Source organism: Streptomyces sp. NEAU-174 (assembly GCF_052665095.1).
This window is the reverse complement of sequence record NZ_JBQTCE010000004.1, coordinates 497,178-514,845: the sequence shown is the minus strand read 5'-3', so window position 1 is coordinate 514,845 and position 17,668 is coordinate 497,178. Positions and strand designations below refer to the sequence as shown.

Annotated in this window: 2 protein-coding genes; both read right to left on the bottom strand. The window is 73.5% G+C overall.

Annotation, left to right across the window (positions count from 1 at the left end; all coding sequences use genetic code 11):
• Window positions 1–61 precede the first annotated feature (61 nt).
• The gene (locus tag ACT2CW_RS14685; RefSeq protein WP_445516875.1) at window positions 62–3,457 is read right to left on the bottom strand and encodes a type I polyketide synthase; all 3,396 of its coding nucleotides are present in this window, start codon (window positions 3,455–3,457) and stop codon (window positions 62–64) included.
• Window positions 3,458–3,548: 91 nt separating this feature from the next.
• Window positions 3,549–17,420, bottom strand: a complete 13,872-nt coding sequence (locus ACT2CW_RS14680; protein WP_445516874.1) for an SDR family NAD(P)-dependent oxidoreductase — start codon at window positions 17,418–17,420, stop codon at window positions 3,549–3,551.
• Window positions 17,421–17,668: the final 248 nt, after the last annotated feature.

Below are 17,668 nucleotides of genomic sequence, written 5' to 3'. Positions count from 1 at the left end.
TCTCTCCTCCGTGCGGCGAGCACATTGCCGGGAACGCGGTGGGGGGCGGGGTGGCGGCGGTTCAGCCGGCCGCGCGGCCGAGCTGGGTGTCGATGAAGTCGAAGATCTCGTCCGTCGAGGCGGCCGTGAGGGGCGTCGGCAGCGCCTCGACCGTCGCGGGGGCGCTCTGCGGCCCGGACAGCTCCGCCAGGAGCGCCCGCAGCCGTACGGAGATCCCGGAGCGGGCCTCCTCGTCCGGCGGAAGCTCCGCCAGCGTCCCCTCGAACCGGTCCAGCACGTCATGGACGGCACGGACCGGATCCACCGGCCGAGGGGCGGTTTCCACCAGCAGGTACGCGGTGAGCGCGGCCGGGTTCGGATAGTCGAAGACCAGGGTGGGCGGTAGGTCGGCGCCCGTCGCGGCGCTCAGCCGGTTGCGCAGCTCGACACCGGTGAGCGAGTCGAAGCCCAGCTCCTGGAAGGGCCGGTCGGGGGTGATCCCGGCAGGGTCGGCGTGTCCCAGGACCGAGGCCACCATCGCGGTGACGGTGTCCAGCAGATACCGCTCCCGCTCGGGCTCGGACAGCACCGCCAGCCGCTCGGCCAGGGTCGGAGCCCCGGCCTCCTCCTCGGAGCCCCGCTCCTCGGCCCGCACCCCGGCCGGGCCCCTTCGCGGCGCGGCAGCCGCGGCGTCATCGGGGTCGGGCAGCAGCCAGTAGCGCCGGTGCTGGAAGGCGTAGGTGGGCAGGGCCACCGTGCGGGCGCCGGAGCCGTCGAAGAACGCCCGCCAGTCCACCGCGACGCCCCGGGTGTACAGGGTCCCCAGCGCACCTGTCAGCACCTCGGCCTCGGGGCGCCCGGTGCGCCCGGTGGGCACGGCCACGACGGCGTCGGGCCGCGCGACGGCCTGCGGCACCAGCCCGCTCAACACTCCGGCCGGGCCCAGCTCCACGAAGGTGGTGACACCTTGGGCCTCCAACTCGGCGATGGCGTCGGAGAAGCGTACGGGTTGGCGGGCTTGTGCGGTCCAGTAGTCGGGGGTGCGGAGGTCTTGGTCGGTGGCGAGTTGTCCGGTGAGGGTGGATACGACTGGGAGGTTGGGTGGGGTGTGGGTGAGTTCTTTGGCGGTGGTGCGGAGTTCTTCGAGGATGGGGTCCATGTGGGGGGAGTGGAAGGCGTGGGAGACGGTGAGGTGGTTGGTGCGTCGTCCCAGGGTGGTGAAGTGGTGGGCGATGGTGGTGACGGTGGTGTGGTCTCCGGAGATGACGAGGGAGGTGGGGGTGTTGAGTGCGGCGATGGTGGCTTGGTGGGGGTGTTGTTCGAGGAGGGGGGTGAGTTCGGTTTCGGTGGCTTGGATGGCGATCATGGTTCCGCCGTGGGGGAGGGTTTGCATGAGGTGGGCGCGGGTGGTGACGAGGCGGGCGGCGTCGTGGAGGGTGAGGATGCCGGTGATGTGGGCGGCGGTGAGTTCGCCGATGGAGTGTCCGGTGACGAGGTCGGGGGTGATTCCCCAGGATTCGAGTAGCCGGTACAGGGCGACTTCGAAGGCGAAGAGGGCCGGCTGGGTGTATCCGGTCTCTTGGAGCAGGGCGGCTTCGGGGGAGCCTTCCTCGGCGAACATCACTTCTTTCAGGGGGCGTTCCAGGTGGGTGTCCAGTGCTTGGCACGCCTCGTCGAGGGCCGCGGCGAACGCCGGGTAGGCGGCGTACAGCTCGCGTCCCATCCCGGCACGCTGGGCCCCCTGACCGGAGAACACGAAAGCCGTACGCCCCGCCGACCTGGCCCCCGTCACCACGCTTGGCCCCGGCTGTCCCTCCGCCACCGACCGCAGCCCCGCGATCAGGCTTTCCCCGTCGCCGCCGACCACCGCCGCCCGGTGGACGAAACCGGTGCGCGTGGTGGCGAGGGAGTAGGCCACGTCCTGGACGGCGGGGGCGTCCTCGGATTCGACCAGCGCGAGCAGTCTGCGCGCCTGGCCGCGGAGGGCCTCGGGGGTACGGGCCGACAGCAGCCAGGGCACGGTGGCCGGGCCCTTCGCCGATGGAGCCGAAGGGAGCCGGGCGTCATCCGCGGACGCGGGCTCCGGTTCCGGGACCGCCTCCTCCAGGATCACATGGGCGTTGGTGCCGCCGAAGCCGAAGGATGAGACGGCGGCGCGGCGGGGGCGGCCGGTGTCGGGCCAGGGGGTGTGTTCGGTGAGGAGTTGGATGGCGCCGGATGTCCAGTCGACGTGGGGGGTGGGTTGGTCGATGTGGAGGGTTTTGGGGAGGGTGCCGTGGTGGATGGCTTGGATCATTTTGATGATGCCGCCGACGCCTGCGGCGGCTTGGGTGTGGCCGATGTTGGATTTGAGCGAGCCGAGGAGGAGGGGGTGTTGGCGGTTGTGGCCGTAGGTGGTGTGGAGGGCGTTGGCTTCGATGGGGTCGCCGAGTCGGGTGCCGGTGCCGTGGGCTTCGATGGCGTCGATGTCGTGGGGGTGGAGTCCGGCGTTGGTGAGTGCTTGGTGGATGACGCGTTCTTGGGCGGGGCCGTTGGGGGCGGTGAGGCCGTTGCTGGCGCCGTCTTGGTTGACGGCGCTGCCGCGGAGGAGGGCGAGGATGCGGTGTCCGTTGGCGCGGGCGTCGGAGAGTCGTTCGACAAGGAGGAGTCCGACGCCTTCGGACCAGCCGGTGCCGTCGGCGGCTGCCGAGAACGACTTGCACCGGCCGTCGGCCGCGAGCCCGCGCAGCCGCGAGAACTCGATGAACGCGACGGGTGTGGACATCACGGTGACGCCGCCCGCGAGTGCCAGGTCGCATTCGCCGGAGCGCAGTGCGTTCGCCGCGAGGTGCAGGGCGACCAGGGATGAGGAGCACGCGGTGTCCACGGTGATGGCGGGACCCTCGAACCCATAGGTGTAAGAGAGGCGGCCCGAGGCGATGCTGCCCGCGCTGCCGCTGAACAGATAGCCCTCGAAGTCCTCCGGCGGTACGTGCGGGCGCGAACCGTAGTCGTTGTACATCACCCCGGTGAACACGCCCGTGCGGGAGCCGCGCAGGGTGTCCGGGTCCAGTCCGGCGCTTTCGAAGGTCTCCCACGCGGTCTCCAGCAGCAGCCGCTGCTGCGGGTCGATCGCGGTCGCCTCACGCGGCGCGATGCCGAAGAACTCCGGATCGAAGCCGTCGGCGTCGTACAGGAAACCTCCCTCGCGCCCGTAGGAGGCGCCGATCCGGTCGGGGTCCGGGTCGTACAGCCCCTCCAGGTCCCAGCCCCGGTCGTCGGGGAACGGGCCGATGGCGTCCGTGCCGTCCATGACCAGCCGCCACAGGTCCTCCGGCGAGGCCACCCCGCCCGGATAGCGGCACGCCATCCCGACGATCGCGATCGGTTCGCGTTGTCTCTCCTCGGCCTCGCGCAGCCGCAGGCGCGCTTCACGGGCGTCCGCGATGGCCTTCTTGAGGTAGTCGCGGAGCTTGCCCTCGTCCGCCATGGTGCTCAACTCCCCAGATGTGGTGTGATTGATGGCTCGGATGTCCGGAAGCGGGGCGGTGACCGCGCGTGGCCGCGGCCATGGCCCCGGTCCGGACCGCTCAGTCGAATTCGTCGACGAGGGCGAAGAGTTCCTCGTCGGTGGCGGATTCGAGATCGTCGCCGTCCTCGCCGCCCGCTCCGGTGCGGCCGCCCGCCGGCTCGGCGGCGTCGAGCAGTTCGCGCAGCTGGGCGGCGATCCGGTCGGCCGTCCCGGCGTCGTCCGACGCGGCCCGCTCGATCGCGGACCTGAGCCGGGAGAGCTCGGCGAGGACGGCTCCGGCGGGGCCGGTGTCCCCGGCGGTGTCCTCGACGGCGAGCTGCCCGAGCAGGTACGCCGCGAGCGCGCCCACCGTGGGGTGGTCGAAGACCAGCGTGGTGGGCAGCCGCAACCCGGTGGCCGTGCCGAGCTGATTGCGCAGCTCGACCGCGGTCAGCGAGTCGAAGCCCAGCTCCTGGAGCGGCCGGTCGGGGTCGACGGCCCCCGGGTCGGCGTGGCCGAGGACGGCCGCGACCCGTCCGCGGACGAGATCGGTGAGCGCGGGGCCGCGGTCGGCCGGGGACAGCGCGGCGAGCCGTTCGACGAGCCCGCCGCCACTGTCCTGGCCGTCGTCCGCCGCCGCCGCACGCCGGGGAACGGCGCGTACCAGGCCGCGCAGCAGCGGGGGAATACCCCCGCCGGACGCCCGGAGCGCGGCGGTGTCCAGACGGGTGACCGCGAGCACCGGCTCGCCGGTGGCGGGCGACGCGTCGAAGAGCCCCATGGCGTCGGCCGTGGCCAGCGGCAGCAGCCCGGAACGGGCCAGCCGGCGCAGGTCGGCCTCGGCCAGATGGCCGGTGAAGTCGCTGGTCTCCTCCCACAGTCCCCAGGCGAGGGAGAGGGCGGGGAGTCCTTGGGTGTGGCGGTGGGTGGCGAGGGCGTCGAGGAAGGTGTTGCCGGCGGCGTAGTTGGCCTGGCCGGCGGTGCCGAGGAGGCCGGAGACGGAGGAGAAGAGGACGAAGGCGGTGGGGTTGAGGTCGCGGGTGAGTTCGTGCAGGTGCCAGGCGGCGTCCACTTTGGGGCGCAGGACGGTGTCCAGCCGTTCCGGTGTGAGTCCTTCGATGGTGACGTCGTCCAGGACACCGGCGGTGTGTATGACGGCGCCGAGCGGCCGGTCCGGGGAGAAGCGGGCCAGCAGCGTGGCCACCGCCGCGCGGTCGGTCATATCGCACGCGGCCACATCGACGTCCTCGGCGCCCAACCGGCGCAGTTCGGCGAGGAGTTCGGCCGCTCCGGGCGCCTGCGGGCCGCGGCGGCTCACCAGCAGCAGCCGCCGTACACCGTGCGACACCACCAGATGCCGGGCCAGGAGGGTGGCGAGCGCACCGGTGCCGCCGGTGATCAGCACCGTGCCCTGGTCCCACCGTGGCGTCGGCCGCGGCGTGGGCTCCGGTGCGGGGCGGGTACGGGCCAGCCGGGGGACGAGCAGGGTGTCGCCGCGCACCGCCAGCTGCGCCTCGCCACTGTGCACCGCGCGCACCAGGAGGTCGGTCTGCGCGGCGGTTCCGCCGGGCGTGGTGTGGTCGAGGTCGATGAGCTGGACGCGCTCCGGGTTCTCGGTCCACGCGGAACGCAGCAGCCCCCACACCGGGGCATGGACCAGATCCGTCACCTCCTCCCCGGGCCGGGTGGCGACGGCGCCCCAGGTCACCACCGTGAGCCGGGTGCCGGCGAGGCGTTCGTCGGCCAGCAGAGTCCGGACGTCCGCCAGCACACGGCCCAGGGCAGCCCGGACCGCGTCCGGGACATCACCGTCCGCCGTCGCCGTGTCCGCGTCCGGGCGGCAGGGCAGCAGCAGAACGGACGGCGGTTCGGCACCCTCGTCCAGCGCCTGGACGACGGCTCGCCCGTCGGCGTACGACCGCACCGTGTCCTCGGGCAGCCCGAGCACACCGGTCCCCTCGGCGCGGAGGACGGCCCAGCCGGCCGGTTCCACGGCGGTGGACGGCTCGGGCAGCGGTGTCCAGCCGACCTTCAGCAGACCGTCTCCCGAGGCGTCGGCGGCTGCCCGCAGCGCGTCGGCGGACAGCGGCCGCAGGGTGAGCGCCTCGACCGAGGCGACCGGCGCGCCGGTGGCGTCGGCCACGGTCAGCGCGACCGTCCGAGCGTCGGCTCCGGTGTCCGCTCCGGTGTCCGGACCGGTGAAGGCGAGACGGACGCGCAGCGCGGTGGCGCCGGTGGCCCGCACGCCGACACCGGACCAGGAGAACGGCAGCCACGAGATGCCCTCGTCCCGGGCGACCCCGGGCAGCAGCGTGTGGAGCGCGGCGTCGAGCAGGGCCGGGTGGAGCGTGAAGCGCCCCGCCTCCGAGCGCGTCTCCTCGCCGAGCACGACCTCCGCGTACAGCTCGCGGTCCGCCGTCCACACCCGGCGCAGGTTCCGGAACGCCGGGCCGTAGTCGTAGCCCCGTTCGGCGAGCCGTTCGTAGGCGCCGGTGAGGTCGGTCTCGGTGGCGCCGGGCGGTGGCCAGGCCGTCAGCTCGGCGCCGGGGGCCGCGTCGGCCTCGGCCGCGCCGAACAGCCTGCCGTGGGCGTGCAGTGTCCACGCGCCGTCCGCGTCCTCGGTGTCGGGCCGGGAGAAGATCTGTACGGCGCGCCCGCCCCGGTCGTCGGCCGCCCCGGTGACCAGTTGCAACCGGACCCCGACTCGCTCCGGCAGCACCAGGGGCGCGGCCAGCGTCAGTTCGTCCACACCGCCCGCGCCGAGCTGGTCACCGGCCCGCAGGGCCAGCTCCAGCAGTCCGGTGCCGGGCAGCAGCGCGGTGTCCGCGACCGTGTGATCGGTCAGCCAGGGGTGGGTGCGACGCGACAGCCGCCCGGTGAGGACGTGCTCATCGCGGCCGGCGAGGGTCACGGCGGCGGGGAGCAGCGGATGGTCGGCGGCGGAAAGGCCGAATCCGGCGGCGTCACCGACGGTGGCCCGCTCCTGGAGCCAGTACCGCTGCCGCTGGAAGGCGTATCGGGGCAGTTCGACCGTACGGGCGCCGGGGAACACCGCGTCCCAGCGCACCGGCGCGCCCCGGGCCGCCGACCGGGCGACGGCGGTGGCGAAGGAGCGGTCCTCGGGCCGGCCCCTGCGCAGCGTCGGGATCAGGGCGCCGGGGTCGCGGGTCAGCGAGTCCTGGACGAGCGCGGTCAGCACTCCGTCGGGGCCCAGCTCCAGCCACTCGGTGACGTCTCGTCCCTCCAGCAGCCGCACCCCGTCGAGGAAGCGGACGGCCTCGCGGATGTGCCGGGCCCAGTAGCCGGGCGAGGTCAGCTGCTCCTCGGTGGCCAGTTCACCGGTGACGTTGGACACCACCGGGATACGCGGCGGACGGAAGGTGACCCCTTCGGCCACGGCCCGGAACTCGTCGAGCACCTCGTCCATATGGGCCGAGTGGAAGGCGTGGCTCACCGGCAGCCGCTTGATCCGCCTGCCCTCGCCCCGCCAGTGCGCGGCCACCTCGTCCACGGCGGATGCGTCGCCCGAAATCACCGTGGAACGAGGGCCGTTGAGCCCGGCGATGGCGACGGCGTCGCCGTATCCGGCGAGCGTGGCGCGCACCTCGTCCTCCGACGCCTCCAGCGCGGCCATCGCACCGCCCTCGCGGGCGGACTGCATCAGCCGTCCCCGCGCGGCGAGCAGAACACACGCGTCGGGCAGGTCGATCACCCCGGCGAGATGGGCGGCGGTGAGCTCGCCGATGGAGTGGCCGAGCAGGAAGTCCGGGGTGAGGCCATGGTGTTCGGCCAGCCGGAACAGCGCGGTCTCCAGCGCGAACAGCGCGGCCTGGGTGAACGCCGTCTGGTCCAGCAGCGCAGAGTCGGCGGACCCCTCCGGGGCGAACAGCACACTCTTCAACGGACGGTCGAGAGCGGTGTCCAGATGGGCGCACACCTCGTCGAGGGCCGCCGCGAACACCGGCGACGACGCGTACAGCTCACGGCCCATGCCCAGCCGCTGCGAACCCTGACCGGTCAGCAGAAACGCGGTCCGGCCGCGCTGCCGCCCCGGGCCCGCGTGGACGACGGAGGGCGACTCCTCGCCCCGCCCCAGCGCCTGTAGCCCCGCCAGGAATTCGTCCCGTCCGGCGGCCACGACGGCCGCCGCATGGTCGTGGCGGGCGCGCGTGGTGGCCAGGGAGAGCCCGATATCCGCGACCTCCAGCTCGGGGCGGGCGGCGACGAAGTCGGCCAGCCGGGCGGCCTGGGCGCGCAGCGCCGCCTCGCCACGGCCCGAGACCAGCCATGGCACCGCGGACGGCGCGGGGTCCCGCGGTGGCTCGGGCCGCTCGGCGGCTGCGGGCGCGGCGTCCTCCGGGGCGGCCTGCTCGATGATGACGTGGGCGTTGGTGCCACTGATGCCGAAGGATGAGATGGCGGCGCGGCGGGGGTGGTCGGTGTCGGGCCAGGGGGTGTGTTCGGTGAGGAGTTGGATGGCGCCGGATGTCCAGTCGACGTGGGGGGTGGGTTGGTCGATGTGGAGGGTTTTTGGGAGGGTGCCGTGGTGGATGGCTTGGATCATTTTGATGATGCCGCCGACGCCTGCGGCGGCTTGGGTGTGGCCGATGTTGGATTTGAGTGAGCCGAGGAGGAGGGGGTGTTGGCGGTTGTGGCCGTAGGTGGTGTGGAGGGCGTTGGCTTCGATGGGGTCGCCGAGTCGGGTGCCGGTGCCGTGGGCTTCGATGGCGTCGATGTCGTGGGGGTGGAGTCCTGCGTTGGTGAGTGCTTGGTGGATGACGCGTTCTTGGGCGGGGCCGTTGGGTGCGGTGAGGCCGTTGCTGGCGCCGTCTTGGTTGATGGCGCTGCCGCGGAGGAGGGCGAGGATGCGGTGTCCGTTGGCGCGGGCGTCGGAGAGTCGTTCGACGAGGAGGAGTCCGACGCCTTCGGACCAGCCGGTGCCGTCGGCGGTCGCGGAGAACGACTTGCACCGGCCGTCCGCCGCGAGCCCACGCTGCCGCGAGAACTCCACGAAGACACTGGGCCCCGCCATCACGGTGACGCCGCCCGCGAGTGCCAGGTCGCATTCGCCGGAGCGCAGTGCGTTCGCCGCGAGGTGCAGGGCGACCAGGGATGAGGAGCACGCGGTGTCCACGGTGATGGCGGGACCCTCGAACCCATAGGTGTACGAAAGACGGCCGGACACGACGCTGGAGAGGTTGCCCGCGAGCAGAAAGCCCTCGTACTCCTCGGGGCTGGCGGACAGCCGGGAGGCGTAGTCGTCGTACATGGCGCCGGTGAACACGCCCGTGCGGGAGCCGCGCAGGGTGTCCGGGTCCAGTCCGGCGCTTTCGAAGGTCTCCCACGCGGTCTCCAGCAGCAGCCGCTGCTGTGGGTCGATCGCGGTCGCCTCACGCGGCGCGATGCCGAAGAACTCCCGGTCGAACTGGTCGGCGTCGTGCAGGAATCCACCGTGCCGCACATACGAGGTGCCGGTCTTCTCGGGGTCCGGGTCGTAGAGCGCGTCCAGGTCCCAGCCCCGGTTGACCGGGAATTCGCTGATCGCGTCCGTGCCGTCCATGACCAGCCGCCACAGGTCCTCCGGCGAGGCCACCCCGCCCGGATAGCGGCACGCCATCCCGACGATCGCGATCGGCTCGTCCGCAGGGACGGAACGGGACGGGACGATGGTCCGGGAAGGGGCGGGAACGGTGTCCGAGACCTTGGAGAGCAGATGTTCGGCCAACGCCTGCGGGGACGGATGATCGAAGACCGCCGTTGGCAGCAGCCGCAGCCCGGTGGTGGCGTTCAGCCGGTTCCGCAGCTCAACACCGGCGAGCGAATCGAACCCGATCTCCTTGAAGGCCCGCCGGGGGTCGAGGGCCGTGGCGTCGGCATGGCCGAGTACGGCCGCCACCGTGTCGCGCACCAGCTCGAGCACCGCGTCCCGCCGCTGCTCAGCGGGGAGTGCGGCGGTGCGCCGGGCCCAGGCCGGCTCGCCCGGTGCGGCGGTCCGCGCGGCGGCGCGGCGCGGGCGGTACCGAGCGCCGAGCCCGCGCAGCAGGGCCGGTGGCTCATCGGTGAGCGCCCGCAGGGCGGGCAGGTCGAGGGCGACGGGGACGCGCAGTGCCGGACCGCCGACGAGGGCCGCGTCGAACAGGGCGAGCCCCTGCTCCGGAGTGAGCGCTCTGACACCCGCACGGCGCCAGCGGGCAAGGTCGGCTTCACCGAGTGAGCCGCCCATGCCATGGGTGCCGTCCCACAGTCCCCAGGCGAGGGAGAGGGCGGGGAGTCCTTGGGTGTGGCGGTGGGTGGCGAGGGCGTCGAGGAAGGTGTTGCCGGCGGCGTAGTTGGCCTGGCCGGCGGTGCCGAGGAGGCCGGAGACGGAGGAGAAGAGGACGAAGGCGGTGGGGTTGAGGTCGCGGGTGAGTTCGTGCAGGTGCCAGGCGGCGTCCACTTTGGGGCGCAGGACGGTGTCCAGCCGTTCCGGTGTGAGTTTTTCGATGGTGACGTCGTCCAGGACACCGGCGGTGTGTATGACGGCGCCGAGTGGCCGGTCCGGGGAGAAGCGGGCCAGCAGCGTGGCCACCGCCGCGCGGTCGGTGACATCGCACGCGGCCACATCGACGTCGGTCGCGCCCAGATCCCTCAGCTGCGTGGTGAGTTCGGCGGCGCCCGGTGCGTCCGGGCCGCGGCGGCTGACCAGCAGCAGCCGCCGTACACCGTGCGACACCACCAGATGCCGGGCGAACAGCGCACCGAGCCCGCCGGTGCCGCCGGTGATGAGTGCGGTGGTGTCCGGGGCCACGGCGATGGGCGCCGCGTCATCGACGTGGCCCGCCCGGACCAGCCTGGGCTCCTTCAACTGGTCGGCTCTGACGGCGAGTTGCGGTCCGCCCGTGGCGAGGACGATGGGCAGCAGCCGCTCGACCCCGGCATCGGAGGTGTGCGCGTCCAGATCCACCAGCACCAGACGGCCGGGGTGCTCGGACTGCGCCGCGCGCACCAGTCCCCACACGGGGGCGGTGACGGGTGAGGCGAGGGCCTCGCGGTCGGCGGTCGCCACGGCACCCCGGGTGACGACCATCAGCCGTTTCCCGTCGTACCGTTCATCGGCGAGGAACCGCCGCACCAGGTCCAGCACCGCCACCGCCGTCTCCCGGGCGGCCGCGGGCACCTCCCGACCGTCTGTGGGCAGGCCTCCACCGGACGCGGGTGTACGGAGCCGGTCGACGTGGACGCACACCGCGTCCGCTCCGTCCGGGGCGGGCAGTTCGCCCTCGACGGCCTCGGCGATCCGCACCGCGCCCGAGCCGGGTGCGGTGACGTCCGCCCACTCGACCCCGAACATGGCGTCGAGGTCATGGCCGCCACCGCCCGGGGCCGTCCGGTCCCGGGCGACCGGCCGGAGCGCGAGCGACTCGACCGACATTACGCGCCGGCCGGTCGGGTCCGCCACGGTGAGCGCGAACGTGTCGGCTCCGGTGGGGGAGATCCGCACGCGTACGGTGGCGGCACCGGTCGCGTACAGCGTCGTATCGCCCCAGGCGAACGGCAGTCTGATCGACTCGGCGGCGGTGTTCCCCGCCGCGTCGGCGGCATGCAGCACCAGCGGATGGAGAACCGCGTCGAGCAGTGCGGGGTGGATGCCGAAGCGATCGGCGTCCGCCTGGTGCGCGTCCGGCAGGGACACCTCCGCGTACCGGACCTCGCCCGCGCGCCACAGGGCCGTGAGCCCCTGGAAGGCGGGGCCGTAGTGGTATCCCAGCGTGGCGAGGCGCTCGTAGACACCGTCCAGCGGCTCGGGCGTGGCATCCGCGGGCGGCCACTGCGACAGCGTCTCGTCCGGCCCGCCGTGGTCCGGGCCTGCCGCGCCGCCCAGGACACCCGAGGCGTGGCGGGTCCACGGCGGGGGGTCGTCGTCGGTGCCGTCGCGGCGGGCGTGGACGCTGAAGGCACGGGCCCCGGAGGCGTCGCGGCCGTCCACCGTCACCTGTACCCGGACCGAACCCTGCGCGGGCAGCGCCAGCGGCGCCTCCAGCGTCAGCTCCTCCACCCGGTCGGCGCCGAGGCGGCCGCCCGCGGCCAGGGCCAGTTCGAGAAAGGCCGTGGCGGGCACCAGGACCGTGCCGTCGATGGCGTGATCGGCCAGCCATGGATGGCTGCCCGTGCCGAGGCGGCCGGTGAGGACCAATTCCTCGCGCCCGGCCAGCTCCACCGTGGTGGACAGCAGCGGATGATCCGCCGAGTCGAGGCCGAGCCCCCGGGCGTCGGCGGGTGGTGCGGGGGAGAGCCAGTAGTGCTCGCGCTGGAAGGCGTACGTCGGCAGGTCGATCCGGCGCGCACCGGGGAAGAACGAACCGGCGTCGAGCGGGGCGCCGTGCGCGTGCGCGGTGGCGAGGCCCGCGGCGAGGGTCTCGGGCTCGGAGCGGCCGGACCGCAGCAGCGGGACGGCGGTGCCCTCACCGGTGAGGGCGGCACGGACCGGCGGGGTCAGCGCGGCATCCGGACCCACCTCCACGAAGACCCCGGCACCGTGGCGTTCGAGGGTGCGCACCGCGTCCAGGAAGCGCACCGTGGCGCGGATCTGCCCGGCCCAGTAGTCGGGTGACGCGAGGGTGGTAGCGTCGGCGAGTTCACCGGTGACGGTGGAGACGATGGGGATCGTGGGCGCGTGGAAGGCCAGGCCCGCGGCGATGTCGCGGAACGCGTCGAGGATGCCGTCCATATGCGGTGAGTGAAAGGCGTGCGAAACCGTCAGCCGGCGCGTCCTGCGGCCCCGCGACCGCCAGTCGGCCGCGATCCGCTCGGCCACGTCCTCGTCGCCCGAGACCACCACGGAGGTGGGCCCGTTGACGGCGGCGATGCCGAGTCGGCCGGTGTGCTCGGCGAGGTCCGCGGCCAGCTCGGACTCCTCGGCCTCGATCGCGATCATGGCTCCGCCGGGCCGCGCCGCCTCCATCAGCCGCCCCCGGGCGGCGACCAGCGCGGCCGCGTCGTCGAGCGAGAGCACCCCGGCCGCGTGGGCGGCGGCCAGCTCGCCGATCGAGTGCCCGGCGAGCAGGGCGGGGGTGAGCCCGTGGTGCGCCAGCAGCCGGAACAGCGCCACCTCGATCGCGAACAGCGCGGGCTGGGTGTACCCGGTCCGGTGCAGGGCGGCGGCCTCGACGCTGCCCTCGGCGGCGAACATCACATCGCGCAGGGGCCGTTCGAGGTGGGGGGCGAACGCCGCGCAGACCTCGTCGAGGGCGGCGGCGAAGACCGGGGACGCCGCATGGAGCTCCCGGCCCATACCGGCTCGCTGGGCACCCTGCCCGGTGAAGAGGAACGCGGTCCGGCCCTCCCCGGCGGCGCTCCCGGTCACCAGCCCGGGTGCCTCGGCGCCCCGGGCCAGCGCGTCGAGGGCCGTGCGGTAGCTCTCGGCTGTGCTGCCGAGGATGACCGCCCGCTGGTCGAACGCGGTCCGTGTGGTGGCCAGGGAGAGCCCGATGTCGGCCGCCGCCGGTGCCGGATCGGCGCAGGCGAGGTCGAGCAGCCGGGCGGCCTGGGCGCGCAGGGCCGTCTCGTCGTGGGCGGTGATCACCCAGGGGGCGGGAACGGCGGAGACGGCCGGCCCGTCGGCGGGGGCGGCGGGCACCTCCGCCGGATCGTGTTCGAGGATGACATGGGCGTTGGTACCGCTGATGCCGAACGAGGAGACGGCGGCGCGCCGGGGGCGGCCGGTCTCCGGCCAGTCGGCCCGCTCGGTGAGGAGCTCCACCGCCCCGGCCGACCAGTCCACTCGCGGCGTCGGCTCGTCCACGTGCAGGGTCTTGGGCAGCAGACCGTGCCGCATCGCCTGCACCATCTTGATCACACCGCCGACCCCGGCCGCCGCCTGGGCGTGCCCGATGTTCGACTTCAGCGAGCCGAGGAACAGCGGCCGCTCACGCCCCTTGCCGTAGGTGGCGATGAGGGCCTCGGCCTCGATGGGGTCGCCGAGCCGGGTTCCGGTGCCGTGTGCTTCCACCGCGTCCACCTCGGTGGCGTGGAGCCCGGCGTCGGCCAGTGCCTGGCGGATCACCCGTTCCTGGGAGGGGCCGTTCGGCGCGGTGAGGCCGTTGCTCGCACCGTCCTGGTTCACCGCGCTGCCCCGGATCACCGCCAGCACCCGATGACCCTTGGCACGGGCGTCCGAGAGCCGTTCGACCACGAGCAGCCCGACTCCCTCGGCCCATGAGGTGCCGTCGGCGGCGGCCGCGAAGGACTTCGAGCGCCCGTCGGCGGCGAGTCCGCGCTGCCGGGAGAACTCCACGAACATCCCCGGCGCCGACATCACCGTGGCGCCGCCCGCGAGGGCGAGCGTGGTCTCCCCGGAGCGCAGCGAACGCACCGCCAGGTGCAGCGCCGTCAGCGACGAGGAGCACGCGGTGTCCACGGTCACGGCCGGGCCGATCAGTCCCAGGTGATAGGCGATCCGGCCGGACATCACGCTCGGCGTGGTGCCGGTCAGCACATGGCCCTCGACGCTGTCGGGCGCCTCGTGCATCCGCGGCCCGTAGTCGAGCGTGGTGGCGCCCACGAACACGCCCGTACGGCTGCCCGCCAGTGTGGAGGCGTCCAGCCCGGCCCGCTCCAGGGCCTCCCACGCGGTCTCCAGCAGCAGCCGCTGTTGCGGATCCATCGCCAGCGCCTCGCGCGGTGAGATCCCGAAGAAGGCGGCGTCGAACCGGGCGGCGTCGTGGAGGAAGCCGCCCTCGCGCACGGAGCTCTTGCCGCCGCGCGACGGGTCCCGGTCGAAGAGGTCCTCGTCCCAGCCTCGGTCGGTGGGGAACCCCGAGATGGCGTCGCCGCCCTCGGCGACGAGCCGCCACAGGTCCTCGGGCGAGGTGACTCCGCCGGGGTAGCGGCAGGCCATCCCGACGATGGCGATGGGCTCGGCGGAGACATCGGCACCGGGTCGTCTCCGCTCGGCCACGCCGTCCGGGACCGGGTCACCGGCCAGCAGGGTGCGCAGATGGTCGATGAGCGCGGCGGGCGTCGGCCGGTCGAACAGCAGTCCGCTGGGCAGCCGCAGCCCGGTGGCCGCGGACAGCGCGTCGCGCAGCTCCACCGACATCAGCGAGTCGAAGCCCAGGTCCTTGAAAGAGGTGTGGATTCCGACGCGCCGCTCATCGGTCAGTTCCAGTACGGCGGCGATCCGGGCGGTGACGAGCCCTTCGAGGTCCGCCACGGTCTCCGCCCGGACGTCGGGGACGGGGGACGCCATGGGGGCCGCGGGAGCGGCGGGGAGCGCTGCGGCCCGGGCCGCGCCGCCGATCCAGTACGGCTCGCGCTGGAAGGCGTACGTGGGCAGGCCGACCCGGTGGGCGCCGCTGCCCGCGTAGACCGCCGCCCAGTCCACCCGCCCGCCCCGGACGAACACCGTGGCCAGGGCGGTGAGCAGGGTCCGGGCCTCGGGACGTCCGGACCGCAGCGCCGCGACCGACGCCACGGTCTCCGCGTCGCGCACGCATTCGGCCGCCATCGCCGAGCAGACGCCGTCCGGGCCGAGTTCGAGGAAGGTGGTGGCGCCGGCGTCCTCCAGGGCGCGTACCGCGTCGAGGAACCGCACCGGGCGGCGCACCTGCTCCACCCAGTACTCCGGCGACGACCACTGTCCGGGCCCGACCGGCTCACCGGTGACGGTGGACACGGCCGCCAGCCGCGGTTCGTGGAAGGTCAGGCCCTCGACGACGCGGCGGAACGCGTCCAGCATCGGGTCCATCAGAGGGGAGTGGAAGGCGTGCGAGACCGTCAGCCGACGGGCCTTGACACCCCGTTCCACCAGCCGTGCGACGATCCGGCCGACGGCGTCCCCGGTGCCCGAGACCACCGTGGACCGCGGGCCGTTGACGGCGGCGACCACGGCCTCCGGCTCATCGGCCAGCAGTGTCCGCAGCTCGTCCTCCCCGGCCCGTACGGCGGCCATCGCACCCCCGGCCGGGAGCTGTCCCATCAACCTGCCCCGCGCGGCCACCAGCGCTGCGGCGTCCGCGAGCGAGAGGACCCCGGCGGCGTGCGCCGCGGCGATCTCGCCGATGGAGTGGCCCGCGACGTACTCGGGCACCAGGCCCCACGAGGTGACGAGGCGGTACAGCGCCACCTCGACCGCGAAGATCGCCGGCTGGGTGAGATGGGTTTCGTCCAAGCCGTCGCCGGAGGCGATGACCTCGCTCAACGGGCGGTCCAGCAGCGGGTCGAGATGGGCGCACACTTCGTCGAGGGCGTCGGCGAACACCGGGAAGGACCGGCGCAGTCCGAGGCCCATGCCGACGCGCTGCGCGCCCTGGCCGGTGAACAGCAGCGCCGGGCCGCCCGGCGATTCCGCGCCGGTGGGCGCGTCGCCGATGACGACGCCCGGGGAGTAGGCGGCCCGGGCCACGGACGCGAGCCCCTCCAGCAGCGCCGCGCGGCTTTCGCCGAGGACGACGGCGCGGTGGCCGAAGAGGGTGCGATGTGCCGCGAGGGAGAGGCCGATGTCCGCCGGGTCGAGGGTGTCGTCGGCCGCGACGGCCTCGCCCAGCCGCTCGGCCTGGGCGCGCAGGGCGTCCGCGGTGCGGCCGGAGACCACCCAGGGGATGACGGCGGGCCCGGCCGGCGCCCGGTCCCGCTCGGGAGCGGGTACGGGGCTCTCGGCGAGGACGACATGCGCGTTGGTGCCGCCCATGCCGAACGAGGACACACCGGCCAGCAGCGGGCGGTCGGGCGCGGGCCAGCCGGTCAGCTCGCGCTGCACCTCCAGCCCGAGCCCGGCGAGGTCGATCGCCGGGTTGGGGCTTTTGAAGTTGAGGCTCGGGGGGAGCGCGCGATGGCTGAGTGCCAGCAGGGCCTTGAGCAGGCCCACGATGCCCGCGGCACCTTCGAGATGGCCGACGTTGGTCTTCGCCGAGCCGACCCGCAGCGGCTCGCCCCCGGCCCGCCCCGCGCCGAGCACCGCGCCCAGGGCCGCGGCCTCGATCGGGTCGCCGACGGGTGTGCCGGTGCCGTGCAGCTCCACGTACTGCACCGCCCCGGGGGCCACTCCCGCCCTCTCGTACGCCTCGCGGAGCACCTGCTCCTGGGAGTCGCGGCCGGGGACGGTGAGGCCCGGCGTCGCCCCGTCATTGTTGACCGCGCTGCCCACGATGACCCCGTACACGCGGTCGCCGTCGCGGACCGCGCGGGAGAGCGGCTTGAGGATGACGGCCCCGCCGCCCTCGCCCCGTACGAATCCATTGGCGCGGGCGTCGAAGGTGTAGGAGGTGCCGTCCGGGGACAGCCCGCCGAACCGCTCCTCGGTGACCGCACCCTCGGCGAGGATGTTGAGGTTGACCCCCGCCACGATGGCCGCCTCCGACTCCCCGCCACGCAGCGACTCGCAGGCCAGGTGGACGGCGACCAGCGACGACGACTGAGCCGAGTCGACGGTCAGACTGGGGCCCCGCAGTCCCAGGTGATAGGAGACGCGGTTGGCGATGACGCCCCGGTTGACACCGGCCATGGTGTGCTGGGTGATCGCCTCCACCCCGTGCTGGTAGAGCAGGGCCGCGTAGTCGTCGCGCAGGGTGCCGACGAAGACGGCGGTGCGGCTGTCGCGCAGTGCGGCCGGGACGATGCCCGCGTCCTCGAGCGCCTCCCAGGCCAGCTCCAGCACCAGCCGCTGCTGCGGGTCCATGGTGACGGCCTCGCGCGGTGAGATGCCGAAGAAGGCGGCGTCGAAGGTGTCCACCCGGGGCAGGAAGCCGCCCCGGCGCATCCCCGGCACGGTGTCCTCGGGCACGGCGGCACCGGTCGCGGACTCCCAGCGTCCCTCGGGCACCTCGGTGATGGCGTCCGTTCCGCTGCGGAGCAGATCCCAGAAGGCCCCCGGGCTCGGGGCTCCCGGAAGGCGACACGACAGCCCGACGACCGCGATGGCCTCCTCGGGTGCGTCATGTGCCACGGGGTGCTGGGTGGGGTGCTGATTCGTCATCGCGCTCGACTGCCCTTTCCGGCCGATATAACCGACAACCAAAAGCATTGAGGCTTAAAGAAAACTGCTCCGGAAGCGTAAGAAAGGTCGTTCTCCCGCACCTCAGTGCCCGGCCTCGACCAGGTAATTAACGAGACTGAAGAGGTCGAGAGCGAGGCATTACCCGTCGATGGCTCGGCCCTGAACTCGGCGGCATATCCTCCGGAACACCGCACACACCAATCGAGCCTCAGGGAAAGGCAGGTCGA

Bases quoted from the DNA above. Each gene is read 5' to 3' on its own strand.
- ACT2CW_RS14680 (WP_445516874.1), bottom strand. From the start codon at position 17,420: ATGACGAATCAGCACCCCACCCAGCACCCCGTGGCACATGACGCACCC.